General features: G+C 36.0%; 26 protein-coding genes. 13 read left to right on the top strand and 13 right to left on the bottom strand.

Annotated elements, in window-relative coordinates:
• Positions 1 to 14: 14 nt before the first annotated feature.
• From GJU39_RS15020 to GJU39_RS15000, 5 genes are all read right to left on the bottom strand, one after another.
• Positions 15 to 1,325 carry a S41 family peptidase gene (locus GJU39_RS15020; protein WP_167515697.1) on the bottom strand — a complete coding sequence of 437 codons (1,311 nt, stop codon included), beginning with the start codon at positions 1,323 to 1,325 and terminating at the stop codon, positions 15 to 17.
• 166 nt (positions 1,326 to 1,491) lie between these two features.
• Complete coding sequence (locus GJU39_RS15015) at positions 1,492 to 1,671, bottom strand: hypothetical protein (RefSeq protein ID WP_154281778.1); 180 nt, start codon at positions 1,669 to 1,671, stop codon at positions 1,492 to 1,494.
• 136 nt (positions 1,672 to 1,807) lie between these two features.
• Positions 1,808 to 3,208 carry a S41 family peptidase gene (locus GJU39_RS15010; RefSeq protein ID WP_154281777.1) on the bottom strand — a complete coding sequence of 467 codons (1,401 nt, stop codon included), beginning with the start codon at positions 3,206 to 3,208 and terminating at the stop codon, positions 1,808 to 1,810.
• A gap of 6 nt (positions 3,209 to 3,214) precedes the next feature.
• Positions 3,215 to 4,627: a S41 family peptidase gene (locus tag GJU39_RS15005; RefSeq protein ID WP_154281775.1), complete on the bottom strand. Its 1,413-nt coding sequence runs from the start codon at positions 4,625 to 4,627 to the stop codon at positions 3,215 to 3,217.
• Positions 4,628 to 5,130: 503 nt separating this feature from the next.
• Positions 5,131 to 5,598: a hypothetical protein gene (locus tag GJU39_RS15000; RefSeq protein ID WP_154281774.1), complete on the bottom strand. Its 468-nt coding sequence runs from the start codon at positions 5,596 to 5,598 to the stop codon at positions 5,131 to 5,133.
• Positions 5,599 to 5,975: 377 nt separating this feature from the next.
• On the opposite strand from GJU39_RS15000, the gene GJU39_RS14995 reads away from it, so the two are divergent.
• The 10 genes from GJU39_RS14995 to GJU39_RS14950 all read left to right on the top strand — a co-directional run bounded on the left by GJU39_RS14995 (position 5,976) and on the right by GJU39_RS14950 (position 14,093).
• A complete protein-coding gene (locus tag GJU39_RS14995; RefSeq protein ID WP_154281772.1) occupies positions 5,976 to 6,170 on the top strand; it encodes a hypothetical protein in 195 nt (64 codons plus the stop codon).
• Between the two features lie 105 nt (positions 6,171 to 6,275).
• Positions 6,276 to 6,767: a CPBP family intramembrane glutamic endopeptidase gene (locus GJU39_RS24310; RefSeq protein WP_154281771.1), complete on the top strand. Its 492-nt coding sequence runs from the start codon at positions 6,276 to 6,278 to the stop codon at positions 6,765 to 6,767.
• A 993-nt stretch (positions 6,768 to 7,760) separates the two neighbouring features.
• Positions 7,761 to 7,898 carry a hypothetical protein gene (locus GJU39_RS14985; RefSeq protein ID WP_154281769.1) on the top strand — a complete coding sequence of 46 codons (138 nt, stop codon included), beginning with the start codon at positions 7,761 to 7,763 and terminating at the stop codon, positions 7,896 to 7,898.
• A 180-nt stretch (positions 7,899 to 8,078) separates the two neighbouring features.
• Positions 8,079 to 8,609 carry a CPBP family glutamic-type intramembrane protease gene (locus GJU39_RS14980; protein WP_154281767.1) on the top strand — a complete coding sequence of 177 codons (531 nt, stop codon included), beginning with the start codon at positions 8,079 to 8,081 and terminating at the stop codon, positions 8,607 to 8,609.
• A 324-nt stretch (positions 8,610 to 8,933) separates the two neighbouring features.
• Positions 8,934 to 10,094 (top strand): HlyD family secretion protein, encoded by a 1,161-nt coding sequence (locus GJU39_RS14975; RefSeq protein ID WP_154281765.1) that lies wholly within the window; start codon positions 8,934 to 8,936, stop codon positions 10,092 to 10,094.
• 68 nt (positions 10,095 to 10,162) lie between these two features.
• Entirely contained in the window at positions 10,163 to 12,373 is a 2,211-nt protein-coding gene (locus GJU39_RS14970) for a peptidase domain-containing ABC transporter (protein ID WP_154281764.1), read from the top strand.
• A gap of 39 nt (positions 12,374 to 12,412) precedes the next feature.
• Entirely contained in the window at positions 12,413 to 12,721 is a 309-nt protein-coding gene (locus GJU39_RS14965) for a helix-turn-helix domain-containing protein (RefSeq protein WP_154281762.1), read from the top strand.
• Positions 12,722 to 12,810: 89 nt separating this feature from the next.
• Positions 12,811 to 12,987: a hypothetical protein gene (locus tag GJU39_RS14960; protein ID WP_154281760.1), complete on the top strand. Its 177-nt coding sequence runs from the start codon at positions 12,811 to 12,813 to the stop codon at positions 12,985 to 12,987.
• Positions 12,988 to 12,995: 8 nt separating this feature from the next.
• A complete protein-coding gene (locus GJU39_RS14955; protein ID WP_154281758.1) occupies positions 12,996 to 13,151 on the top strand; it encodes a hypothetical protein in 156 nt (51 codons plus the stop codon).
• Positions 13,152 to 13,217: 66 nt separating this feature from the next.
• Complete coding sequence (locus GJU39_RS14950; RefSeq protein ID WP_154281756.1) at positions 13,218 to 14,093, top strand: CPBP family intramembrane glutamic endopeptidase; 876 nt, start codon at positions 13,218 to 13,220, stop codon at positions 14,091 to 14,093.
• Positions 14,094 to 14,208: 115 nt separating this feature from the next.
• Here GJU39_RS14950 and GJU39_RS14945 read toward each other — a convergent pair whose 3' ends face one another.
• The 8 genes from GJU39_RS14945 to GJU39_RS14910 form a co-directional block, all read right to left on the bottom strand.
• The gene (locus GJU39_RS14945; RefSeq protein ID WP_154281755.1) at positions 14,209 to 14,676 is read right to left on the bottom strand and encodes a 4'-phosphopantetheinyl transferase family protein; all 468 of its coding nucleotides are present in this window, start codon (positions 14,674 to 14,676) and stop codon (positions 14,209 to 14,211) included.
• Entirely contained in the window at positions 14,673 to 14,927 is a 255-nt protein-coding gene (locus GJU39_RS14940; RefSeq protein ID WP_154281753.1) for an acyl carrier protein, read from the bottom strand. Before GJU39_RS14940 ends, GJU39_RS14945 begins: the two co-directional genes overlap by 4 nt.
• Positions 14,924 to 16,198, bottom strand: coding sequence for a beta-ketoacyl-[acyl-carrier-protein] synthase family protein (locus GJU39_RS14935; protein ID WP_154281751.1), 1,275 nt, complete (start codon positions 16,196 to 16,198; stop codon positions 14,924 to 14,926). Before GJU39_RS14935 ends, GJU39_RS14940 begins: the two co-directional genes overlap by 4 nt.
• The gene (locus GJU39_RS14930) at positions 16,191 to 16,646 is read right to left on the bottom strand and encodes a 3-hydroxyacyl-ACP dehydratase FabZ family protein (RefSeq protein ID WP_245227920.1); all 456 of its coding nucleotides are present in this window, start codon (positions 16,644 to 16,646) and stop codon (positions 16,191 to 16,193) included. Before GJU39_RS14930 ends, GJU39_RS14935 begins: the two co-directional genes overlap by 8 nt.
• Positions 16,640 to 17,692 carry a type III polyketide synthase gene (locus tag GJU39_RS14925; RefSeq protein ID WP_154281749.1) on the bottom strand — a complete coding sequence of 351 codons (1,053 nt, stop codon included), beginning with the start codon at positions 17,690 to 17,692 and terminating at the stop codon, positions 16,640 to 16,642. Before GJU39_RS14925 ends, GJU39_RS14930 begins: the two co-directional genes overlap by 7 nt.
• Complete coding sequence (locus GJU39_RS14920) at positions 17,689 to 18,399, bottom strand: methyltransferase domain-containing protein (RefSeq protein WP_154281747.1); 711 nt, start codon at positions 18,397 to 18,399, stop codon at positions 17,689 to 17,691. Before GJU39_RS14920 ends, GJU39_RS14925 begins: the two co-directional genes overlap by 4 nt.
• Positions 18,400 to 19,524, bottom strand: a complete 1,125-nt coding sequence (locus tag GJU39_RS14915; protein WP_154281745.1) for an NAD(P)/FAD-dependent oxidoreductase — start codon at positions 19,522 to 19,524, stop codon at positions 18,400 to 18,402.
• 135 nt (positions 19,525 to 19,659) lie between these two features.
• Positions 19,660 to 20,799 (bottom strand): sterol desaturase family protein, encoded by a 1,140-nt coding sequence (locus GJU39_RS14910; RefSeq protein WP_154281743.1) that lies wholly within the window; start codon positions 20,797 to 20,799, stop codon positions 19,660 to 19,662.
• Between the two features lie 245 nt (positions 20,800 to 21,044).
• Between GJU39_RS14910 and lpxK the strand changes: the two genes are divergently transcribed.
• Genes lpxK through GJU39_RS14895 form a run of 3 tightly spaced genes read left to right on the top strand, consistent with a single transcriptional unit; the run spans position 21,045 to position 24,892 of the window.
• Complete coding sequence (lpxK, locus tag GJU39_RS14905) at positions 21,045 to 22,106, top strand: tetraacyldisaccharide 4'-kinase (RefSeq protein WP_154281741.1); 1,062 nt, start codon at positions 21,045 to 21,047, stop codon at positions 22,104 to 22,106.
• Complete coding sequence (locus tag GJU39_RS14900; RefSeq protein ID WP_154281740.1) at positions 22,078 to 22,893, top strand: purine-nucleoside phosphorylase; 816 nt, start codon at positions 22,078 to 22,080, stop codon at positions 22,891 to 22,893. Before lpxK ends, GJU39_RS14900 begins: the two co-directional genes overlap by 29 nt.
• A complete protein-coding gene (locus GJU39_RS14895) occupies positions 22,880 to 24,892 on the top strand; it encodes a putative porin (protein ID WP_245227918.1) in 2,013 nt (670 codons plus the stop codon). Before GJU39_RS14900 ends, GJU39_RS14895 begins: the two co-directional genes overlap by 14 nt.
• Positions 24,893 to 24,959 lie beyond the last annotated feature (67 nt).

Below are 24,959 nucleotides of genomic sequence, written 5' to 3'. Positions count from 1 at the left end.
AGTAAGTACAAAGTCTATAATTTATATTCTTTAACAAATTGTATCCAATCTTTAACATTTGAAAGGATTTCTACATCTGGCTTAATACCTACATTTGCTTTTTCTTTATCAGCTCTTAGCAACCTTGCTGGGGGATAAATTAAGGTAAAAAATTTACATGGCATTTGGGTTTCTACACGTTCAAGATAATTTATCGAACCAGAGCTATTAGTGCCATAAAGTTTAACTTTCTTACTTTGTTGAGCTTGTAAAATAAAGAGTTCGGAACTACTAGATGATCCCTTATTCATTAAAATAGATATACGGGAAGGTTTTTTTTTAATTGTATCATATTTAATAGTATCTGCAGGATATAATAAATAAAGCTGATTACGATTTGCTTTGAGTTTTACAATTTTTTTTCTATAATTTTCCTTGGTATCTCCAGAAACCAAATTAAAAATTCTTTCATACCCATCCCTGATATTTTCATCTGTTGCTAAAACCTGAGCACTTTCAGTTAGTATTGGATTGGTATATAAATAAGGTAATATTTTTTCAAATGCATCTGCAGCTCCTCCAGTATTATTTCGCACATCTATAATTAAATGTTCTGTGTTTTCTAAAGTTGTTGCATTTTTAATTAATAAGCTATCTGTTTTTTTTTTTAATTCGATTGCAAAACTTGGTATAGTAAAAAGGCTTGTCTGAGCATCAAGTTTTTCAAACTTTGGATTAAACTGATTATAGTCCAAATTCTGGTTAGGAATTACGTTCCTATAAAATTTTCCAATCTCTTTTAGATCCATAGTATCACCACATATAGAAACTTTAGCAGGATAATTTGAATGATCACGTGCTAAAAAATCGGTAAATTTATAATGCCCAATCTTCTTTATAAGCTTAAATTTGACTTGTTGCGGGATCCAAAATGTTCCATCAGCCTTAATAATAAAGCCGATAAACTTATTCTGGTTTAGGGTATCACGGACAACACCAAATTTGTTTGTATTCGTTGAGTTATTCCAAATACCCTCGACTGAATCAACTTTTATCTTTTTATTAGCTAAGTGAGATGTTAATTTTGCCTCTGACCAAGTTGTCTTCTCTTCTTTCGAAAAAAAATGAAGAATAGAGTCTTTAGGTTGATTTGCATTGAAGGCAATGGTCATATGCTTGTCTTTAAAAAAGAAAAGCCACTCTTTACATAATGATATACATTTACTTTCACTTGTTGTAAGTGCTATTCTTTGAAGACTATCAGTGAATACGTCAAATTGCTTTTGATTTGATTTGTCAACTTTGTCGTTAAATCCAACATAATTTTTTTTAACCTGTCTTACCATGAAATTAAAATTAGTTGAACAATTACACGTTTGTGCCTCAGAATTAATGGAGAGAAATAAACAAAATAATAGGTATAGATGCTTCATGATCAACTTTGATGTTATTTAGAATTTCAGTATGATGTAAAAATAATACAATTGATATTGTTAATATTAATTGTAACAACTAGTATGTTTGATTAATAGTCTCATTACAAATATTTGCACCCGTAGATATAGGGGTATCATTATCATTATTGGTAGAATCACCCCCATTAATCTTTCTCATTTGTTCTTTTGTTAAATTCGAAAGATTGGTTCTTTTAAAAAGAAAAACTGTCTTTTTTTCTAATTTTTTCGTTTTCATAAGATATAATTTTTAATTTTTTTTAGATGTGTGGGCAAAATAGAGTTTATTATAAGTCTGATCAAAAAAGATACACCAAACGGCCTTTTGGAGATACGAAACCAGTGGATTAGATATGTAAACTGCAAAGCCTAACTTACTTTTTGTAATTCTTTACAAAATCAATCCAATTGGTAACATTTGCAGGTATTTTAACCTGGGGTGTAATGCCTATATTATCAAGAGGGCGTTTTATGCTGAGTAGTGATTTTGCTACTGGGTAAATCAATATATAAACTTTACATAACGGGTGCATCATCACAATTTCTCCATAGTCTGCACAACCTGCAGTGTTCTGCCCAAACAGGGTTACTTTTTTACTTTGCTCAGCCCTTAAAATAAAAAGTTCACCGCTACTTGCTGTATTTCCATTCATCAGGATAGAAATCTGCGATGGGTTTTTTAAAATTTTGGACTGCTTGATCGTATTGCTCTTGTATAACTGGTATAATTCGCCTTCGTGTGCCCATAGCTTTTTATTGTTTCGTTTTATTGTTCTTTTCGAAGCTGCAGAGGCATAAGGGAAATTCCGTTCATAACAATCGCGAATATTATCTGCTGTTGCCAATACAAGAGCACCATCAATGTGTATCGGGTCGGTATATAAATATGGAATAAGTTTTTCAAAACAATGGGTCGACCCTCCCGGGTTATCCCGTACGTCAACAATTAAATGTTTGGTATGGCTTAAGTTATTTTTGTTATGGGTAATGAGACTGTCTATCACTAATTTATATTTAGAATTAAATGATGGGAGGGTCAATAGAGCGGTTGTGTCGTCCAAAACTTTGAAACTAGCTACTAAATCTGGCGCAGTAGATTTAGAAGTTTGAATCTTTTTTTCTTCTTTAATCCATTTTCCAAACATGCCAAAATTTAAGGTATCTGCATCTTTAATTAATGTTGGATATTGTTCAGAATGATCACCTCCGCTAAAATAGACAGGCTCATATTGGTTGCCATTTTTCATTAATCTAAATTTGACCTGCTGAGGCATCCACCTTACAGAATCTGCTTTAAGTACAAAGGCCATAAACTGATCTGGCTTGATGTCTTTAACAATTCCAACTTCATAAATTCCATAACTCCAGATACCTTCTACGGGATCTAGGGTGGCTTTGTTTTTAACGAGGTAAGATTTAAAACTACTATCTGTCCATGTTGTTTTTTCTTCATTTGAAAAAAAACTCCTTACCGTACCGGAATTTAATTCATTGAAATCCATGCCAAATTCGATGTGTTGATCTTTAAAAAAATCGAGCCATTCGCGGCATATGCCTATACATTTATATGGGTTGGCTTTGTTGGCCACCTGCTGTAAGCTGTCTGTGAATTTTGCAAATTTTTGGCTGTTTGATGGGGTTACTTTATCAGCATAACCCACATAGTTTTTGGAAATCCGGTCGGTTAAATACTTGAAATTATCACCACAGTTGCAGTTTTGAGCGCTGGCTTTTATCGTAAAAAACACACCGACTATTAAAAACAGGTATTTCATGTTTGGTTAATGGTTATACTTCTTTACAAAATCTATCCAATCGGTAACATTTGCAGGTATTGCTACATCGGGTTTAATCCCAATATTATCTAGTGGATAATCTGGTAACCTTAAAGATTTGCAAGCGGGGTAGTAAAGGGTATAAAAACTACAAGGCATTTTAGTGGTAATAAATTCAGTATAATCAATTGCTCCGCTACTATTTTCACCATAAATTTTTACTTTTTTGCTTTGTTTCGCTTCCAGTAAAAATAGTTCGGCAGCGCTTCCGGTATTTCTATTCACCAGAAATGAAATACGTTCAGGGTTTTTGTAAACCGTATTAAATTTTATGGTATCTACCGGGTAAAGCTTATAAAGTTCTCCCTTATGGGCCTTTAATGTCATCAGGTCTTTCTTAAATACATTTCTGATGCTGTCTGAAACTTCCGGATATTCTTTTGAATAGCCATCTCTAATGTTTTCGGCTGTTGCCAAAACATAACCCCCTTCTTTTAAGATCGGGTTGGTGTATAAATATGGCATCAGTTTTTCATAGACTAAAACAGAACCACCGCTATTATTTCTTAAATCTATAATTAAATGTTTCGTGTTTTTTAATACGCTTTCGTTCTTTTTAATTAAGGCTGCTGTTGGGGCTACATAATCTAATTTGCCAAAAGATGGCATTTCAAATAGGACTGTTTCATCATCCAGTATCCGGAATTTTGGAGAAAGGTCTATTTCTTTTTCATTTTTCAATGTGGTGTTTAAAGGCTTAGGCGCTTTAACCCATTTTTTAAAAAAGCCAAAATCTAGCGTGTCTGCATCTTTTATTAAGGTAGGATGTTGCTCGGAGTGATCGCCTCCACTAAAATAAATGGTTTTATACTGCCCTCCCTGCTTCATTAATCTAAACTTGACTTGCTGGGGCATCCACCTTACAGAATCTGCTTTGAGTACAAAGGCCATAAACTGATCTGGCTTGATGTCTTTAACCACCCCAACTTCATAAATGCCGGTACTCCAGATGCCTTCTATGGGGTCAAGGCTGGCTTTGTTTTGGATGAGGTAAGATTTAAAACTACGGTCTGTCCAGTTGGTTTTTTCTTCATTTGAAAAAAAAGTCCTGACTGAATCGGTATTTAGTTTATCGAAATCCATACCGAAGGCCATGTGTTTATCTTTAAAGAAATCGAGCCACGCTCTGCATAAACTTAAACATTGATACGGGTTGGCTTTATTGGCCACTTGCTGTAAGCTGTCTGTGAATTTTGCAAATTGTTTGCTATTAGATGGGGTTACCTTATCCGTATAACCCACATAATTTTTAGAAACCCGTTGGGTTAAATACTTAAAATTATCGCCACAGTTGCAGTTTTGGGCTTTTAGGCCAGTGAGTGAAAGCAAAAAAAAGAGGAAAAATAAAAGATGTTTCATGTTGAAATAGATGGTGTAAAATGTTTAAGACCTAAATGGTCTGCGTGTCTGCTGATTTTTGAGCTTAAAGTAAAAAAGATTGTCTTATCCGAGAAAATTAATTGACGAACACTGTCTTTCTCTATACAAAAGTTGTTATTTGTTTATTTTAAGGCTATCAGAATCAAAATCATTCATTAAAGCCTGTTCACTTCAAATAATAAGAGGGCAGTTTTGAGGATATTAACTTCGGTTTTGAGGATAATAGGCTCATCGCCGAGGGTATTAACTTCAGTTTTGAGGATAATAGGCTCATCGTCGAGGATATTAACTTCGGTTTTGAGGATAATAAGTTCATCGTCGAGGATATTAACTTCAGTTTTGAGTATAATAAGCTCATCGTCGAGGATATTAACTTCAATTTAGAGGATCATAAGTTCGTTAAAGATAATATGCGTTCAAATTGCGGTGGAGATGGATCAAGATCCGGAAGCCTGGATTTGGCTTCCGGATATTTTTAATGACTAAACTGTAGGGTTACTTTTCTTGGTAAACCTTTTGCTTAAATCTTCATAAATGGGTTTTGAAGCAAGGATGCCTTTATTGTAGGCTTCTTTAACCTGCCCGTAGTAAAGCAAGGCCGATAGTAAGGCTTCACTTCCGGCAAGCATCAAGGTGTCATTCAAATCTGCTGCAAGTTGTTCTGCTAAACTGTTTAAAGGACTAAGCTGGGCGGCAACGGCTTCATCTTTTAAAAACTCGGCCTTGTCCATGTAAGCTGGTACAAATTCAGCATTGGTTTCGATATACGATTTTACCTTCTGCACGGTGGCTACTGTTTTATCGCCCATTTTAAATAAGGTTCTACGCTCATTGTCGGTAAGGGCATGCAAATAAGGTGCTAAAGCAGCTTTGCTTTCTTGTAATGCCTTTAATACGGTTTCAATTACCGCTGCGGGTATTTCTGTAGAAATCTGGTTTGAAGTACTCATATGTTTATTATTAAATGTTTCACCTTAATTTTGGGATGATTTGCCAAGACAGCTACTTGCCTTAGATTTAATAATAGGGGGAGATTGATGTTAACCACGGCTAACAACACAGCTAAAGTAGTATTTTTTTACAACTATCTGTTGTGTTTCGTTAAATATTTTAGTCGTTTAGGTATGCTTCAAATGTGTAAGGTATACTACAGGTAATTCTATTAAAATATAAGAATTAGACGGGCTTTGTCCTTACAAACAGGCCATTTGGTGTATTATTTTTTTTGTTTAAAAAAATAAATTCAATACTTGTATCATGTTAGGCCAACAGAGGCGGAAACCGAAAAGCCTTTAATGAGTAGGGAATAAAATTTAAATTAAACGAAATGAAAAAATTAGAATTAGTAAACTTTGGCGTGCAGGAAATGGACGCTAAAGAAATGAGACTGGAAAATGGAGGAAAGTTTTTAGCTGATTATTTGGTTGGGCACATAATTGATGCTTGGGTGGAAATATGGTATGCAGCCGGGCAAGAAGGAGGAAGATATCAACAGTCACTACCGTCTGGGTTAAAAAAATAAGTTGCAATTATGAGTTACATTTAGGTGTAACTCATAATTCTAATACAGATAGCAAACAAGATTTTTCTTATTTGTTATTTCGTTAATTCTTCTAAATCAATAAATATGATTAATAGTGCCGTTAAGTTGAAAAGTGCTTCGAGAAACCCAATAGTATTTATCATTATATTTTCATTCTTTTTATTAATTGTAAGCTTTTTATATGATTATCTTACAGAAATTATTGGATTAGAGTATGGGATTAATGTTGTTCAAAATAATGAAGTTCACAATAGGACACTCACTTATAAAATAGTGTTGGCTTGTTTTATAGCCCCAATAATTGAAACCTATTTTTTTCAATCAGTACCCTATCATATTTTGAAGGAGAAAAAATTTGAAAATTGGAAGATCATACTGTGTTCAGCTACTTTATTTGGCTTACTGCACTTCTCAAACCTTGCATATTTGCTTTTTGGTTTCTTTTCAGGAATTGTATTAATTGTAGCATATATATATTGGGAGGGAACGCGGTTAAGTAAAGTTATAATTGTTTGTATCATTCATGTCTTTCATAATGTACTTGTTCTTTTCAGCGATCTAGTTAATCTTAAGTAGTTTTGATAAAAAGAAAGTTTAGCTGTTAATTTCAATTATTATGTTATTATTTTAGGGATATGTTTAGTAGAGTATTACTATAATTAGTTTAACATTTAAAAAACTAATCTATTCCAAAAAAAAATTAAATAGACAAAATTTTACGTTTAACTTAAATAAGATTTCGCTTAAAATTTGGGCATGCATGTTTTTTGTTAATGCTATGTTCCATTAATTTCATTTTTAAAGTGATAGACAGAGGAATGAATATTGGCTTAATCAGCCTTTCATCCCTATACATTTTCTAGGTAAAGTTATGCCTGATAAAACAGTATTTTGTAATGGATATCAATTAAGTTTGTCCCAAAAAAACTAAAAACACAATTTTAAACAGACAAGACTTCTATGTTTAACTTAAATAAAATTTCCGTTCAAATTTGGGCATGTATGTTTTTTTTAACATTATTGTTCGTTAATTTCATTTTTAAATTTATAGACAAAGAACTGAATATTAGCTTAATCATTTTATCATATGGAATGTTAATAGCACATATAAGTAACAAGAAAAAGAAAGCATCTTTAGAGAAAGAAAAATTGAAATAACTTGAATCTCAGTTATTATCATTAAGGTTTACATAGATTTACTTAGTATCTACCATATATCATATGATTTACTTACTCAGGCTCGCTGCCACTTTACTGACTGTTCCATCGTTTGCCTCATTAAACAGCCGGGCCGAAAAGAGAGCTTTTTCGTTATTGAATATACTATCGTTGACATTTGGGATCATGTTGCTTTCACTTCCCGCAGGCTTCCTGTTGGGTAAAGCATTCTATTATTTTACCCATTAGGATATTTAGTTTAAATCAAATTCAATAAACAGGTTTACAAATGGTGGAATGGGTTATGATGCCGGGGGATATGGTTTAGTGTACTATCGTTCTAAAGGAGATAGTGCATTTTATAAAGGTTTTTTTAAAGGGTTTTACGATGCAATATTTAATTAAATTATTTTGATAATCGAACTAACTAATGAGAAAATGATCACCACAAATGGTGGAAAAGAAACAACCCCGGAAGATATTGGTTACGAAGTAGGGCATTGGGTTGGTAAGGCCTTAATTGTTTGGGCAACTTTTTTTAAAAAATAGTAGGTGCTATACGGTTTTTTTAAGAATCCGGTCTATGTATTTAAACAAAACAACTCCTTTAAGCAGTCGCTAAAGGAGTTGTTTTCTGTTTTTTGCTACGCAACATTATTCCTGTTCATAAATTATTTGCTTGTCTCAATTATTGATCTTATTATTAGGTCAACAGTAGGTTTTTCGTTTATGGAAGCGATTAATGGTGTACAGAAAACCGCATCAAATCAAAATAACATACTGTTTTTTTTAATTTTTGCGCCAATTGTAGAAGAATTAATTTTTAGGTTGCCCTTAAAAGTATCACGGCTAAATATATTTATCTCAGCTTTGATGGCTTATTTTTTATTTTATTTATCTCACAAGCCAATTTCATCTTTAATAACAGCTAACGAACTTATAAAATTTGTTGTTTTTATTTCATTAAGTATTCTAGTCTTATCTAGTTTAAAAGAACGGTTTTTATCTTTTGTTCTACATAAGTATTTTGGTGTTTATTTTTATGCGTTAATTACGGTATTTGGATTATTACATTTAACTAATTTCTTGAGCGCAGTCCCCGGAAATCTTATTGCTTTTGCTCCGTTATTTGCTTTTCATCAGGTTATTGTTGGCTTTTTTTTGGGGTATCTGCGGCTAAAAAACGGATTAATATGGTGCATTCTATTACATTCTTTATTCAATTTGTTGCCTACAATAAGCTACTTTATAAATAAATAAATTTAAATAAGGTAAAGACTCTTTGGCTTTTTTACCTCTTAAAGCTACAAAAGGTCATCACACAAACGCAGGGGTTACGGAAGAAGGTGTCGTACAATTACCGCATTACATATTCTCGTGAAATAACAGACTTTATCTTTTAATACATCTACAAATGATAAAGACCTTATTATTGGTTATATTTTTAGTCTTTGCATTTAATTAGAGTAGTTTATTTCGGCGGCTATTCCGCCTTTCATCCCTACAATCTGCCATTTGGTGTATCAATTTTGTTGCTTTCTAAATTAAAGACAAAATTGCACTCCATAAATTAATGTAAACAGTATGGCCAATGAAAAAGAGGCAGATTTGCAAAACAATGTTTTGGTTTTTTTACACCAGACCAAAGTAAGCACCCAAATAATTTATTCTACTACTATATTGGCAATTGTGGTTGCCCTATCTGCACTTCCCTTTATTTACACCACAGTGAGTGTAAAAGGAAGTGGCTCTTTACAAAGTAATATCGAGAAAAATGAATTGCTGGCGCCCGTATCTGGCAAGATTGCGATGATCAGTTTAACTGATAATAAAAAAATAAAGAAAGGAGACCTTCTTTTAAAAATAGACCCTACGCTTCAGGAAAAGCAGGGAATGATTTTAAGCACTCGTACAAATGAACTAAACAATTTGTTAAAAGATGCTTCGCTCGTGTTAAAAACAGTCGATTTAAGCAGTGGCGGTTTGCCGGCACTGCACACCGGCTTATATGCTGCCAGCTGGCAACAATTTATGGAGCAAACCCAAAATGCATCTAACGCAAAAACCCAGGCTTATAAAATCTATACCAGATATGAAACCTTGTTTAATAAGAAGGTGGTTACACAGTCAGAGTACGAACAATATAAGTTTAACTACGATCAGGCATTGTCTGATTTCAATCTGGTAGCCAGAAAGTATAAAACACAATGGCAAACCGAAGCCAATCAATACCGCAAAGAACTGAAAGACCTGGATGATCAAAAGGTGCAGCTTTCAGAACAAGAGAAATTATATGAACTAACTGCTCAAATAAATGGTACCCTTCAAGGTTTATCGGGTTTGCAGGTAGGCTCATTCGTATCTGCAGGCCAGAAAATTGGTGAGGTATCTCCTGATAGTGCCTTACTCGCCATCAACTACATCAAACCATCAGAGATCGGATTGATTAAAAAAGGGCAGGAAGCGAGATTTCAGATCGATGCCTTTAATTATAATCAATGGGGGTTGCTTACCGGGGTGGTTACGGATATTTCAGACGATATCGTCATGATTAACCAAAATCCATATTTCAAAGTAAAGTGTAAGCTGAATAAAGATTACCTGCAATTAAAAAATGGTTACAAAGGTCAGGTGAAAAAAGGAATGAGTTTCAGCGCCCGTTTTACCATAACCAAAAGAAGCCTTTATCAACTGCTTTATGATAAGGTAGATGACTGGCTAAACCCGGTAAATGGTGGAAGGTAAAAGGCATAATGAAGGTAATGACCAGGTTACCCATCTAAATTTTTAATATTTCTCACATCAGAAAACTAATGTCTATTTTAATTAAACAACGTGATATTACCGATTGCGGAGCCGCATGCCTGGCCTCTGTTTCTGCTTTTTATCGGTTAAGAATGCCTGTTGCCCGAATCAGACAACTGGCCAGTACCGATCAGAAAGGAACGAACGTATTGGGATTAACAGAAGCCGCAGTTAAACTGGGTTTTGAAGCTAAAGGTGTTCGTGGGCAGGCCGACAGCTTAAACAAAATTCCGCTGCCCGCCATTGCGCATGTGGTGGTCAGGAAGCAACTACAGCATTATGTTGTCATTTATAAAGCCACAGATAAATATATTGAAGTGATGGATCCGGGTGATGGCAAGCTTCACCGTAAAAGCCTTGATGAGTTTGCAGCAGAATGGACCGGAGTATTGGTGTTAATGCTGCCAGATGAAAGTTTTAAAAAAGGTAATGAAAAGGTAGATACCGGTAGCCGATTCTGGAACCTGATTAAACCACACAAAACCATTGCCGTTCAGGCACTTTTTGGTGCTTTAATGTATACCATATTGGGTTTATCTACTTCTGTTTTTGTTCAGAAAATAACCGATCATGTGCTGGTTGATGGTAATCGCAATTTGCTTAATGTGATGAGTATGGCAATGATTGCGATCTTGCTGCTTCAGTTATTTATCGGCACAGCTAAAACCATTTTTACCATTCGCACCGGACAGCAAATTGATGCCCGCTTAATTTTAGGTTATTACAAACATCTTTTAAAATTGCCACAACAGTTTTTCGATACCATGCGCGTTGGGGAAATTATTTCGAGGGTTAACGACGCGGTAAAGATCAGGGCTTTCATTAACGATGTTTCCATTAACCTGGTGGTGAACGTATTCATTGTTATTTTCTCCTTTATCCTCATGTTTAGTTATTACTGGAAACTGGCGTTGATGATGCTGGCAGTGATTCCGCTTTACCTGCTGATTTATTTTGTGAGTAACAAACTCAATAAAAAGATCCAGAGAAAGCTGATGGAAGAGTCTGCTGATCTGGAATCACAACTGGTAGAAGGATTAAATAATGTAGCCACCATTAAACGGTTCGGACTGGAACGGTTTACAAATGAAAAAACCGAAACACATTTTGTTTCCTTATTGAGAACCATTTATAAATCTGGCATGAATGGGGTCTTCTCCGGAACATCTGCAGAAATTATTGCCCGGTTGCTCACTATTGTTTTGTTGTGGATAGGGGCTGGCTATGTTTTAGATGGCGAAATTACACCTGGTGAACTGTTTTCATTTTATACCTTAATTGGCTATTTCACAGGGCCGGCTGCATCGTTAATAGGTGCCAATAAAGCTATACAGGATGCGATCATTGCATCAGATCGTTTATTCGAAATTATGGATCTTGAAGTGGAGCAGGATACATCGAGTGTTCACCTCACCAAAGAATTAATGGGTAATATTCGCTTTGAACATGTTGCCTTTCGTTATGGAAGCCGCGTTAATGTTTTCGAAGACCTGAATCTTAATATTGAAGCTGGTTCGTTTACTGCAATAGTGGGAGAAAGCGGCTCTGGTAAATCTACCTTAATGTCGCTGCTTCAGAATATTTACCCCATTCAATCGGGAAATATTTTTATTGGAATCAATGCCATTAAATATTTAAATAATAGCTCTTTAAGAAGTTTATTAAGTGTTGTTCCACAAAAAATAGATCTTTTTGCCGGCAATGTTATAGATAATATTGCGGTTGGAGATTATGAACCAGATATGCAGCGCATCATTAATATTTGTTCGCAATTGGGAATTATGTCATTTATTGAAGAGCTGCCGGAAGGCTTTCAGACTTATCTCGGTGAAAATGGGGCATCGCTATCCGGCGGACAAAAACAACGGATTGCCATTGCCAGGGCCTTGTACCGAGAACCTGAAATCTTAATTCTGGATGAGGCTACTTCATCATTAGATTCTGCTTCAGAACAGTATGTTCAACGAACGATAGATTTATTGAGAAAACAGCATAAAACAATCATCATTATTGCGCACCGGTTAACCACGATTAGAAAAGCAGATAAGATCATTGTGCTGGATAAGGGAAAGGTAGTGGAAGAAGGCAATCATACTGAGATGATCTTTGCAAATGGTCATTATGCAAATTTATGGAAACAGCAGTTTGGGGATGATGATTTGACCAACCTGTTAACACCATCGCTGGGATTTGTCAATTCTAAAATTGTATCCCGGTGATTTGGCTGGATCAATAGCGTTAAACTATACCAAATATATATGAAACTATTAGAATATATAGACCGCATCAGGATCATACATAAATTGATAAAAGAAAGTCATACAGGTGTTCCGGAAAATTTCGCAAAAAGATTATCGATATCTACTTCAAGATTATATGTGGTATTGGATGAATTGAAGTTAATGGGTGCGCCAATAGAATATTCGCGCCAGCTGCAAACGTATTATTATACCCAGGCATTCGAAGTCAATATCAGGGCTGATTTTACCATTTTAAAAACACAAGAATCAATCAGTATTAATGCGGGCTTTTTTGTTCAACAGAATTATCCACTCCTTTTTTTGTAGAGTGGACAAAGGTAATTTAGTGGTGTTGCAACGAAAGGCGTAAACCGAAAAGCCTTAAATGAGTAGGTAAAATTATTAGAATATAAAAAATGAAAAATTTAAATTTAGAAAATTTTGGTGTTCAGGAGATGAATGCTAAGGAGATGAGAAATGAAAATGGTGGGAATTGGTTTTATGGATGGGTTATTGAAGGTTTAATAGACGCCGCAACCGATTGGGATGGAGCTGTTGCATCATTTAATAGAGGGGTTAAAGCCGCGAAATAGGTATGAAAATGAAAAATATAGAAAATTTAAACTTAATTCTGCTTGATAAAAGAGAATGTGAACAAGTTAATGGAGGAAACTCTTTCTTTTGGGTATTAGGTTATGTACACCAATCGGTTAAGAATTTAGTTGATTGGGTTTACGATCCAAATAACGATCAATAATTTATAAAAATCATATAGGAAATGGATTTTTATATCTAAATCCTATATGATTAATCTTTTTATATCATGAAGCATATACTTTATTTTCTATTTATTTGGTTTTTAGCAGGTTCTATTATTGGAGTTTTTGCGATGGGTATTATTGCATTGATAGACGGAATAACTATTAATGAAGTACTAAAGAGTTATACGAAAAATATTTATTATATATTTGATTTTCAGATTGTTGGTTTTTTAGTTACAGTGCTTGTTGTATTGTATTTTTTACATAAGGAGGAGCAAATTGGTTTTTGGGATATTGGATTAAAAATAGATTCTTTTAAATCTTTGATTTTAGGCTTTGTTTTTGGAGGATTACCCGTAAGTTTAGTAGCATTGACACTATATTTAAATCATAGTATAGTTTTTAAGCTTAGTATCTATAAAAATCATAATATTTTAATTTATTTTTTTATACTAATATTAGTCGCATTAAATGAAGAGATTTTAACAAGGGGTTATGTTTTAAGATATCTTTTGCTAAAAAAAAATAAGTACGTCGCATTATTACTCTCTTCCATACTATTTGCAACTTTTCATATTCCAAATGATGATTTTGCTTTAATATCATTTATAAATATTTTCTTGTCAGGAATGTTTTTAGGCCTTTTTTATATATACTTTAAGAATTTGTGGTTTTCAATTTCAGCGCATTTTGCTTGGAATTTTTTTGAAGGGCCAGTTCTAGGTAGTGCTGTAAGCGGTTTAAAAACGGATAGTATATTAAAGCAGGATTTGCTAGGTAAGGATTTATTCACTGGTGGAAAGTTTGGGTTTGAAGCTTCAATAGTATGTACAATAGTATTGATCATATTTATATATCTTCTTTATTTATTTTGTGAAAAAAATTATAAGAAGAATGGAAATCTTCAAATTGAAAGTCTGGAAACAGTTCTAATCTAAGAATTAAATTTTGAAAAAATAAACAATAAAAAGCTTTGACAACTTTTATACTCAAGCGCTATTAAAGTTGTTAAAGCTGAGATCTTAGCCAGTTATTGGTAAAATTTATCAACACTTATCCATACACCAAAGCCAGGTACCGTCCATGATGGCTCACACAACCAGGCGCCAGGCTTTTATAATCAATGGGATGATTAGGTTCAGCATAAATCTCAATCACAATGTTGCTGAGTTGATTAAAAAGAGGAGCGGCGATGGTATGAACATAACTTGCTGAAGTGGTTGTTTCGGTAAAATAAATCTGATCACCAATGCATACCAACCCTGTAATTTTATCATTAGATTGGGTTAAACAACAGGCCAAACTTGTTGGTGCAAAATTTCGAACACCAGTGATGCGATTATGAATTTTGTAAACTGCTTCTTTCATGCTCCATAAAATCCAAACCGTTTCATCAGCACCATTTGAAGTATTAATCAGTTCTTGTTCTGCTGGGGTAAAGATTTTATCCAGGTAACCTTTTCGCCGCCAATTGCTTTGCATTTTGGCCAAATCGAGGTCTACCAGGTCATTTCCGATCATTTTTCACTTAACTTTTCTTTAATAACTTCAATTGAAGCGCTTACTGTGAGCATTTTCTCCATAGAGGTGTTATCGATGGTGATGCCGAATTCTTCTTCCACATCTAAAATAATATCCACCAGATTTGCTGAATTTATGTTCAAATCTTTAATAAAATCAGATTCTTCATTCAGGTTATCCAGCGCATCAGAAACAGGAGCATAAGTGGTAATAATGGGTTTTAGTTTATTGATGATTTCTTCGTTGCTCATGGGTTGTATTTTTTTAAAATAATGCAGGCATTTACATCGCCAAAACCGAAGCTTGCCTTGATTAAGGTATTGATTTTTTTTGATTTCATCACCTGAGGAATCTTTTCAGCATCAATCAATTCGGTGATGGCGGGGTTTAAATCTTCACAATTTACGTTAGGAAAAAGGAAATCCTGATGGATCTGCAATACCGATGCCACACACTCGATACTGCCCGAAGCTGTTAAACAATGACCTGTCATTCCTTTTAAAGCATTGATATCTGGAAAATCACTTCCTTTCCGGTTTAGTGCGATCGTCCAGTTTTTAATTTCCAATGCATCCATCCCGGTAGCTGTTAAGTGGCCATTTATGGTATCAATATCATTGGCTTCTACATCTGCATTTTCAAGAGCTTTAACAATACATCGTTGCACTGCTGTGGAGTTAGGGGCTGTCATGGTTCCAGCGCCCCTTTGTCCGCCAGAATTGGCGTGTCCGCCTAAAATCTCCGCATAAATTTTTGCGCCGCGGGCTTTAGCATGTTTTAAAGATTCTACCACAAAAGCACCGGCGCCACTTCCAGGTACAAAGCCACTTGCGGTTGCACTCATTGGTCTGGAACCTCTGGCAGGCGTATCATTATGTTTGTAGGTACAAACTTTCATTCCATCAAAACCGCCCCAAATGTAAGGGCCACTATCACTCGTAGCACCTGCGAGAATTACAGTGGCTTGTCCGGTTTTGATGCGTTCATAAGCGGTGAGCAAACTTTCTGTACCCGTACAACAGGCAGATGAATTGGTGGAGATCTGATTTCCTAAACCAATTTTGCCAGAAAGATAAGCACTAACGCCGCTATTCATGGTTTGCGCAACCACAGTGCTTCCTAATCTTCTGATCTCCAGTTTATCAATGGTGTAAATCGCTTCTCTAAACCGGTCAATGCCAGAAGTTCCGGCACCGAAAACCATTCCATAATCCCAGAAAGGTTCGTCTGTTTCGTTTATCTTCAAACCAGCGTCCTGCCAGGCATCCAGGCCAGCGATTACACCATACAGAATTCCGGTACTGTTAAAGTTGCGTAATTCTAAGGGTGTAAAATACTGCGCCGCAAGTGCAGGTGGTACATCAGGTAAGCCGGCAATCTGGCAAGAGAATTTTAAATCGCTTAAAAGTTGTTGATGTTTGATGCCAGAAATTCCATTTTTTATGGCGTGTGAAAAATTTTCCAGCCCAACACCGTTCGGCGAAACTACCCCCATTCCTGTAATTACAACGCGATTATCCATTGGCTTTCCTGATAAACATGCCCGCAAGTTCTCCGTAGCAAACTTTCACCCCGGCTTCATTCTGCATGGTAATTTTGCACTTCAGTTTATTAAAACGGAAATATATTTTTTCAGCGATTACGGTGACTTTCTCTCCCGGAAATACCGGTCGTAAAAATTCAACATTGGATGAGGTCATGGCCACCTGTCCGTTAAATTCATTTTCTTCAGCAGAAAGTAGAAAAACGCCCAGGCAAACTACCCCGATCTGTGCCATTGTTTCGGTTAAGATTACGCCGGGCGTAACCGGATTCCCCTTGAAATGGCCTTTATAAAAATCAAGCTGAGGATCGAAAGTAAAAGATCCTGTTACCCCGTCTTCATTAATTTTTTCGAGCTCATCTACAAAAAGAAAGGGCTTTGAATAAGGTAATAAATCTATAATTTGCTTTGTTGTCAACTTTACCATTCTATTAATATTCTTTGTGCAGAAAATCCAGGACCAAAACTTAACATCAAACCCTTTTCACCTTTAGCAGGATTTGAGTCTATAAAACGTTCCAAAACATATAAAACGGTGGCGCTGCTCATGTTTCCATATAGGCGCAACACTTCTTTGGTATCATTAATGTTTTTGCCCAATTCGCCGAACAAACTTTCTACCATTTGTACAATTTTTTTACCTCCGGGATGAAAGATCAGGTAATCAATATCTTTAATTTCTAAATTTTGCTTCGCTAAAAAGGGATGAATAATGTCCGGGAAATGAGCTTCGATTGTTTGTGGAACTTCAATGTCGAGTACCATTTTTAGTCCGGTATCCGTAAGGTCGAAACCCATCATGTGTTCGGCATCATAAAAATGGTACATTTCTTCGGAGATGATTTTGGGTCCTTCATCATCCTCATGAGAAGATAAAAGTACACATGCGGCACCGTCGCCAAAAATTGCAGCACTTACAATGTTCGTCATGGAGAAATCGTTTAACTGAAACGTTGCTGTTGGCGATTCGACTGCTACAACTGCTGCCCGTTTTCCGGGGTTTGCTTTCAAAAAGTTTTTGGCATAAATCATTCCGGATACCCCTGCAGCGCAACCCATTTCCGTTACGGGTAAACGAACAATATCCTGCCGAAGTTTTAATTCATTAATCAGGTAAGCATCTAAAGAGGGGATCATAATCCCGGTACAGCTTACGGTAATGATAAAATCCAGCTCTTCCGGCTTCCAGTTGGCTTTCGCCAGTGCAGTTGTCAGACATTCTTTACCTAATTTTATACCCTCGCGGATGTAGATTTTATTTCTGTCTTCAAATGAAGCATTGCTGAACACCTCTTCAGGCGACATGAATGAGTAACGTTTATCAACGGCGGCATTCTCAAAAATCTTTTTTACTTTTCTGATAAACCGCTCCTCTTGTCCGGCTAACCAGGCATCGAGAAAAGGTACAATTTCTTCGGTTACACGATTGAACGGCGGTAATGCTTTGCTAACGGCTTTGATTTTTACGCTCATATTGATTTTATAACCCACTGGTAGCGAAATGCCCATCTCCAACGGATGCTGTAACTTTTAAACTTTAATTCTGTAGAATATTGTGCTAAATCAGCTCTTTTAAAGCCTCTTAAAATGGAAACTAAACCATCTTTTCGCGACATCTCATTCAGCCTGAAAACAAAACAAATCGCATTAAATAGGTAATATGCCAGTTTGCTTCGGTGTAAATCGTTAATCACCACGCCAAGTTTAGTTTGCTGATGGAAAGATTTCATTAATGCTAAAATCTCGTGATCTTTAAAATGATGCAGGGTTAGCGTACATAAAATAATATCAAAACTGGTCGTTTTAAAGGCATCGGTAAAGATATCTATACATTGATAAGTGATGTTGGTATAGTTCTCCGATAAACTTTCCGCATGGCGAATGGTAAAAGCGTTTGCATCTATACCAATCAGTTTAAACTTCAATTGTTTTGCTCGCCCGTAATCGGCCAGCGTTCTTAACATATCCCCATTGCCACAGCCAACATCTAAAATGGAGATCTCTTCATCATGTTGTGAATTGATTAGGGTTTTAACACCATCCAGGGTCACTTTGTTTCCACCTAACAGCTTATTGATGCTGGCAATTTTATCAAGTGCATCTCTCAAAATTTCACCTTCAAGGGCGAAATCATCCATCAGCTCGGGCTCATTACTTCTTGTTCTGGTATCTACAACCATTTAACTTATTATTATCGGTTTTCCGTGTGTATGTTTTATTATTTTAGGCAAAATGGCTGGGAATTTAGCAATACCATTAATTAAAAAGTTAGAAAGCTTTTCCTTTCTTAGTAACCCGGAAAGTAAGTGGCCGGTTTTCAATCTTGATTTAAAATTATGTTTCCATGCTGTTGTATACGCTTTTTCGAGTTTTTCAATATTAGTAATCTCTCCCTCCAAAAAACTGATCATCAGTGTGCTTGCTATTTTCGCAGCATGTATAGCCATGCCCATTCCGTTACCGCACAGCGGATGGATTAACCCTGCAGTATCGCCAACCATTAAAATATGGTTTTTAATACATTCTTTTCGCTTGAAAGAAATCTGACTAATGGTTAATGGCGCTTCAAACATTAAGGTGCTGTTTTCAAAAATGCTTTTTAGATGTGGATTTTGATACAGTATATCCTGTTGGTGCGCGCTAATGTTTTTATATTTTTTAAACGAAGAATAGTTTACCAGATAACAAATGTTAAGCAGGTTGTTCTCTACCTTTGATACCCCGCAATAGCCGCCTTTAAAATGGTGAAGCGCGACCAGATCATCAGGGAAATTACCTTGATAATGGGCTTTTATGGCGAGCCAGGCCGACTTTTCTTTTATAAAATCGCGATCTAACTTCACATCCAAAGCTGATCTTTTGCCATAGGCACCAATGACCAGGCGACTGTGATAATCTTTCTCTTTGGTGGATACTGTAAAGATTTCGTTTTCATATACCACATCCAATACCGTATCGTGAACGATGAGGGCACCTGCTGATTTTGCTTTTTCATGCAAGAAATGATCGAACGTAAAGCGGCTGATTCCAAAACCTCCCAGGGGTAAATCAGATCGGATAAGGCTGCTTTTGGGCGTACTCATCTCAAATTTTGTAAGTTGGGTGGGTTGAAGTATTGCTGGATCAGCACCCAGCGAACAGAGGTAGGGCAATACCTCATTAGAAATATATTCTCCGCAAACCTTATGGTGTGGGTATTGATCCTTTTCAATTAAAATTACTGCTTTACCTGCCTTAGATAGGTGAATAGCGCTAACCAGTCCGGCCAGGCCACCTCCAATAATGATTACATCAGCACCAAGCATATCTTGCAATTTAAGATAATTATATCAACAATGTTTAGCGCAAAACTAAAGGCTATAAAGAATATGGAAACCCTATAGTTTATATTTAGGCAAGTGTTTTAAGTGCAAGCAATTTAGCAACTAACGGGATCTAGATTACCTGTCGCTTCTTTCTTCCATATTCAAATCGGTATCAAACGGACTTTTAGTAAAAGGATAGATAGATTGATTGACAAAACCTTTCGGGTAAGCCGCTTCGTGTACACCCGTGCCGGCCGGCCATTCATTTTTTGGCAGATAGTAGGTGCCAAATATCATATCTATAAATGGAAATATGGAGGCGAAGTTATGCCCGTAATATTTCGGGTCTTCGCAATGGTGCCAATGGTGGTACTGCGGTGTGGTAAAAATATATTTCAGCGGACCGAAGTTAATTCTCGTATTGGCGTGAATTAATACGGCATGGATGGCAATAAAAATAATGTAAACGTTAAACACCGTTGATGAAAATCCGAAAATATATAGCGGAATAAAAGTCATTGCCCTGGTGAAAAAGATATCAATAAAATGCGTCCGGCTCCCGGCAAGCCAATCCATATTTTGTGTAGAATGGTGAATAGAATGAAAGCGCCATAAAGAAACACGCGTATGAAAAAAGCGGTGCGCCCAGTATTGAAATAAATCTGTAGTGAAGAAAGCTAAAAATAAGGCAATGATAAAAGGTAAACCCTGCACCCAGGTGTGAAGTTTATCTAATCCCATCCATCCAAAGAATAACACGGCAGGCTTTTGGGTAATGATTCCGAAAAACTGGATAAATAAATGGCTGATGACGAAGTAAGTTAAATCGGTACGCCACTCTTCATGGAATTTGGTTTGCTCGTTGTTTTTAGGGAAAAATAATTCCAATGGAACAAATATCGCCACCATTAAAAGTAAGTCTAAAATCATCCAGTCTAAACCAAAATGCCAGCTGGATTTGGCCACATCTCTTCCTTCAACGCTTAATGCACCCAGAATAACAGCTAAAGCGGCTAGTGCAAATCCCGGCCATCCCCATTTTAGTTTTTTACTTAAGATAATACTCAGCGCAGCAAAGAAGAAGGAAGCAATTACGCCGCCTAACATCAACACTTCCATACTATCTTTGGTATATATTTCCCGAAATTCCGGAGTGGTCAGTTTTTCAGGATAGTGAAAACAAAGAATCCCGAGCAAAGCTAAAACAGCAAGAAATATAGAGATATAACCACTTATCTGGCCCTGGCCAATTACTAAACGTTTATTAGGAGACATTACTTAAGATTGATTATCAGCAATAATAGTGAAAATAATATTCTTATAACGTAAAGTTTTTGATCAGATTGTTTCATCCGGATTTTTAGCGACTTACACAGCAAAATCAAGAAGCAGAATTTTAAGCTTATTTTTAAAAGCTTAAAATTAGAAACATTTCTTATTGGAAAGGGTTGCTTTAATAGGCATCGCAAAAATGCGGTGCCTTTCTTTTTTAAATAATAGGTAATTTTGAAAACATAATTATGCTACTTAACTATTTACGTTTTTTACTGCTTCCGTTCTCATTAATTTATGGCATAGCCATCACCCTTCGAAAAAAACTTTACGATTGGGGAATTATGCGCTCCGTAAAATTTGATTTGCCAGTAATTTGTGTGGGCAACCTGGCGGTTGGCGGATCAGGAAAAACACCCACCACTGAATATTTAGTGAGGTTATTGGCAGATTATAAAATTGCGATTTTGAGCAGGGGATATGGCCGGGAAACGAAAGGTTTCATTTTAGCGGATGATCATGCCACTGCTGAAATGATAGGAGATGAACCGCTACAATATTACCATAAATTTGAAGCGGTAACTGTCGCCGTTTGTGAGGATCGGGTGAAGGGAATTGAAAAATTAAAAGAAAACCACGATTTAATCATTTTAGACGATGCCTTTCAACATCGACCGGTAAAAGCGGGCTTAAATATTCTTCTTTTCGAATTCAGGAAATTGGGAACCTTACAGTTTTTACTTCCGGCCGGGAACCTGCGCGACGTTTTTGCCTCTAGGAAAAGAGCAGATATTTTATTGGTTACCAAAGCCCCGGTTCCATTGTTGCATGTAGCACAGCAGGCCTCCGTTAATGAATTGCAGCCTAATGATACGCAAAAAGTGTTGCACTCCTATTTAAAATATGGCGATTTACAACACCTTTATTCAGAAGAGAGCCGTTCACTGGAATCGATAAAAGATTATCAGATATTTTTATTAACGGGCATTGCGAATCCAGATCCTTTAATTGAGGAATTGGAAAAGTATACTAAAACCATTAAACACGAGAAATTTGCTGATCATTATGCCTTTAAAACAGACGATATTCGGAAGTTTAAATCAGCATTCGAATCGGGCAGTAAAAAAGAAAAAATCATCATCACAACAGAAAAGGATAGCAAACGTTTAAAAGCTGCGGGATTTAAAGATTTACTGGTAAATTTACCCGTATATTTTTTACCTATTGAGGTTGATTTATTTGAAGAAGATAAGATTACCTTTGACGAACTTATTTTAAACTATGTTAAGAGCAATAGAAGAAACCGTTGAATATATAAAACGCAAAACTGAAAACTTTAAGCCCGAGATTGGTATTATTTTAGGAACAGGATTGGGTGGTTTAGTGAAAGAAATCGAGGTTGAGCATCAACTGATGTATTCCAACATTCCAAATTTCCCTATTTCTACATTAGAATTTCACAGTGGTAAACTAATTTTCGGAACGTTAAACGGAAAAAAAATTGTTGCCATGCAAGGGCGTTTGCATTATTACGAAGGTTACAGCATGCAGCAAATCACTTTCCCGGTAAGGGTAATGAAAGGTTTGGGCATCGAAAATCTAATTGTTTCCAATGCGGCAGGATCATTGAATCCTGAATTTAAGAAAGGTGATTTAATGATCATCGAAGATCACATTAACCTTCAGCCAGATAATCCGCTACGCGGTTTAATCGAAAGCTCACTCGGTCCGCGCTTTCCTGATATGAGTCAGCCTTACAAAAGAGATATTATTGCAAAAGCACTGAAGATTGCTGAAGAAGTGGATATTAACTGCCATAAAGGCGTTTATGTAGCCGTTTCCGGGCCAAATTTAGAAACTAAAGCAGAATATAAATACCTGCGTTTGATTGGTGCAGATGCCGTTGGGATGAGCACAGTGCCTGAAGTAATTGTTGCCAACCATGCTGGCTTACCGGTATTTGCCATTTCGGTATTAACAGATGAAGGTTTCCCGGAAGATTTACAACCCTTTAACCTCGACGAGATTCTAGCGGCTGCGGCTAAAGCGGAACCGAAGATGACCGAAATTTTAACCCGCCTAATTGCTGAGTTGTAAGATGGGTAAACTGGCTCAAATTTGTCTTTTAATTTTACTGCTAACTGGCATCAACAAAGCCTTTGCCCAGGATTTAAAAACAAACATTAATAAAAAAACTGAAGCAGATTCCATCCGGAAAAAACTTGATGGAAAGGATTCTGTTATTTACACTGCGAAATTTATTCGTTATACAAAGCTTGGTCTGAGCAAAGATAGTATCGTGTTGTTGCCGCTCGATACATCTACCATAAATATCCAGAATTATAGCCCGCTTTTGCAGCCTCAGCATCCCACCATTAACAACGGTAATATGGGGCTTTCTGCCAGACCTTTACTTTACGAACCAAGCAAAAGAATTGGGTTCGATGTAGGTTTCCACTCCTTGGATTATTATGCAATGACACCGGATGACATTATCTATTATCAGGCCAGGGCACCCTACACCAGTCTGTATCTGGTAAGTGCAGGCCAGAAAGAGCAGTTGTTTAAAATGATCCATAGCCAGAATATTAAAAAAAACTGGAATGTTGGGGTGAATTTCAATCGTGGCGATTCCCGGGGTTTTTACCGGAGACAGCGTGGAGATCATTTAAATGTAGCTGTTTTCTCCTGGTACCAATCGCCGAGTAAGCGATACAACATGTGGGCCTCGGCTATTTTTAATACCATGCGTGCCTACGAAAATGGTTCAAATAGCGATACCACTATTTTTGAGCCGGGATATAGTAAAATTGATCGTGCATCAGAAGTGGTAAACCTTACCACAGCAAGAAATTTATATAAGAAAAATACACTCTTCCTGAGGCAAACTTATTATGTAGGAAGGATAGATACTTCAACAAATGCCAATAACGCAGTTTTACCTACTAATAAAGTTACCTACACAGTAGAATACAATAGCGATAATTATAGTTTTGCCAAGAATGAACCTGATATAAATAATGTATTGCCCATTGGATTTGCTGATCCTTCCTTTACAAATGATTCTACCAAGGTACGCCACATTAAGAACGAATTTATTTATAGCTTTTTTCTTCGTCCGAAAAATTCAACGGTCATAAAAAATGAGCTAAAAATTGATGCGGGAATCCGGCATGATTACTATACGCAACGTTTTTTGGGCTTCAAGCCTGATGGGTTAACGTATGAAGAAAGTCAGTTTACTTATCAGAATACAACAGTTCTAGGTTCTGCTGGTTACCGTTTTTCTAATAACATCGATTTTAATCTAGATTTACAGCAGATTTTACAAGGTGAAAATGCAGGCGATTATTTGTATGAAGCTAAAAGCAGAATTCTGTTAAGTAAAGCCGTTGGGCGTGTAGAATTAGGTGCTTATGTACAAAATCAATCTCCATCTCAACTCTTTAATTATTATCATGGTAATCACTATAGATGGGAAAATACAGGTTTTCAGAACACAAAAATTGCCAACCTGTCTTTTAACTTTATCAATGATAAGTACGAATTCACAGCAGGAGCCAAGTATTTCTTAACCAGTAATTATCTCTACTTTGCTTTAGATAATGCCAACGGAAATAATGCAATTGCGCCTAAACAGGTTGATGGAGATATCAGCTTAATCAGATTTGATGTTTCGAAAAAATGGCGGTTCGGAAAGTTTGTATTGGAGAACTATCTGGCGTATCAAAAAACAGATAGAAATGAAATTCTCAGAACTCCAGAATTCTATACCTATAATAGTATTTATTTAAACAGTACTTTTTTCAAGGTGCTGAAATCAAATTTTGGTTTTGATGTACGGTATAATTCTGAATATGCCAACTATTCATATTCGCCGGCAACTGCGCAATTTTTTATAGGAAGTAACACTGTTTATAAATCAACGCCAATTGTTGATGTTTTCTTTAAAGCAAATCTTAAACGCGCAAACCTTTTTGTTAAATACGATTTCGTAAACCAGGGTTTATTTGTTCCCGGTTATTATACGGTGAATCGTTACCCTATGCAGGATGCCTTATTGAAGTTCGGTGTAAGCTGGAATTTCTATGATTAATGGAATTTAATTATCAATATATCCTGTTAGCTTATCATCCAGCAGGCTTAATTATCAAACTTAATTA

Source organism: Pedobacter petrophilus (assembly GCF_009674725.1).
GTDB classification, from domain to species: Bacteria; Bacteroidota; Bacteroidia; order Sphingobacteriales; family Sphingobacteriaceae; genus Pedobacter; species Pedobacter petrophilus.
This window is presented reverse-complemented; position numbering and strand designations above follow the sequence as displayed.

Coding starts and splice junctions, on each gene's coding strand:
- GJU39_RS15020 (WP_167515697.1), bottom strand. CDS start 1,325: ATGGTAAGACAGGTTAAAAAAAATTATGTTGGATTTAACGACAAAGTT.
- GJU39_RS15015 (WP_154281778.1), bottom strand. CDS start 1,671: ATGAAAACGAAAAAATTAGAAAAAAAGACAGTTTTTCTTTTTAAAAGA.
- GJU39_RS15010 (WP_154281777.1), bottom strand. CDS start 3,208: ATGAAATACCTGTTTTTAATAGTCGGTGTGTTTTTTACGATAAAAGCC.
- GJU39_RS15005 (WP_154281775.1), bottom strand. CDS start 4,627: ATGAAACATCTTTTATTTTTCCTCTTTTTTTTGCTTTCACTCACTGGC.
- GJU39_RS15000 (WP_154281774.1), bottom strand. CDS start 5,598: ATGAGTACTTCAAACCAGATTTCTACAGAAATACCCGCAGCGGTAATT.
- GJU39_RS14995 (WP_154281772.1), top strand. CDS start 5,976: ATGAAAAAATTAGAATTAGTAAACTTTGGCGTGCAGGAAATGGACGCT.
- GJU39_RS24310 (WP_154281771.1), top strand. CDS start 6,276: ATGATTAATAGTGCCGTTAAGTTGAAAAGTGCTTCGAGAAACCCAATA.
- GJU39_RS14980 (WP_154281767.1), top strand. CDS start 8,079: ATGGAAGCGATTAATGGTGTACAGAAAACCGCATCAAATCAAAATAAC.
- GJU39_RS14975 (WP_154281765.1), top strand. CDS start 8,934: ATGGCCAATGAAAAAGAGGCAGATTTGCAAAACAATGTTTTGGTTTTT.
- GJU39_RS14970 (WP_154281764.1), top strand. CDS start 10,163: ATGTCTATTTTAATTAAACAACGTGATATTACCGATTGCGGAGCCGCA.
- GJU39_RS14965 (WP_154281762.1), top strand. CDS start 12,413: ATGAAACTATTAGAATATATAGACCGCATCAGGATCATACATAAATTG.
- GJU39_RS14960 (WP_154281760.1), top strand. CDS start 12,811: ATGAAAAATTTAAATTTAGAAAATTTTGGTGTTCAGGAGATGAATGCT.
- GJU39_RS14955 (WP_154281758.1), top strand. CDS start 12,996: ATGAAAAATATAGAAAATTTAAACTTAATTCTGCTTGATAAAAGAGAA.
- GJU39_RS14950 (WP_154281756.1), top strand. CDS start 13,218: ATGAAGCATATACTTTATTTTCTATTTATTTGGTTTTTAGCAGGTTCT.
- GJU39_RS14945 (WP_154281755.1), bottom strand. CDS start 14,676: ATGATCGGAAATGACCTGGTAGACCTCGATTTGGCCAAAATGCAAAGC.
- GJU39_RS14940 (WP_154281753.1), bottom strand. CDS start 14,927: ATGAGCAACGAAGAAATCATCAATAAACTAAAACCCATTATTACCACT.
- GJU39_RS14935 (WP_154281751.1), bottom strand. CDS start 16,198: ATGGATAATCGCGTTGTAATTACAGGAATGGGGGTAGTTTCGCCGAAC.
- GJU39_RS14930 (WP_245227920.1), bottom strand. CDS start 16,646: ATGGTAAAGTTGACAACAAAGCAAATTATAGATTTATTACCTTATTCA.
- GJU39_RS14925 (WP_154281749.1), bottom strand. CDS start 17,692: ATGAGCGTAAAAATCAAAGCCGTTAGCAAAGCATTACCGCCGTTCAAT.
- GJU39_RS14920 (WP_154281747.1), bottom strand. CDS start 18,399: ATGGTTGTAGATACCAGAACAAGAAGTAATGAGCCCGAGCTGATGGAT.
- GJU39_RS14915 (WP_154281745.1), bottom strand. CDS start 19,524: ATGCTTGGTGCTGATGTAATCATTATTGGAGGTGGCCTGGCCGGACTG.
- GJU39_RS14910 (WP_154281743.1), bottom strand. CDS start 20,799: ATGTCTCCTAATAAACGTTTAGTAATTGGCCAGGGCCAGATAAGTGGT.
- lpxK (WP_154281741.1), top strand. CDS start 21,045: ATGCTACTTAACTATTTACGTTTTTTACTGCTTCCGTTCTCATTAATT.
- GJU39_RS14900 (WP_154281740.1), top strand. CDS start 22,078: ATGTTAAGAGCAATAGAAGAAACCGTTGAATATATAAAACGCAAAACT.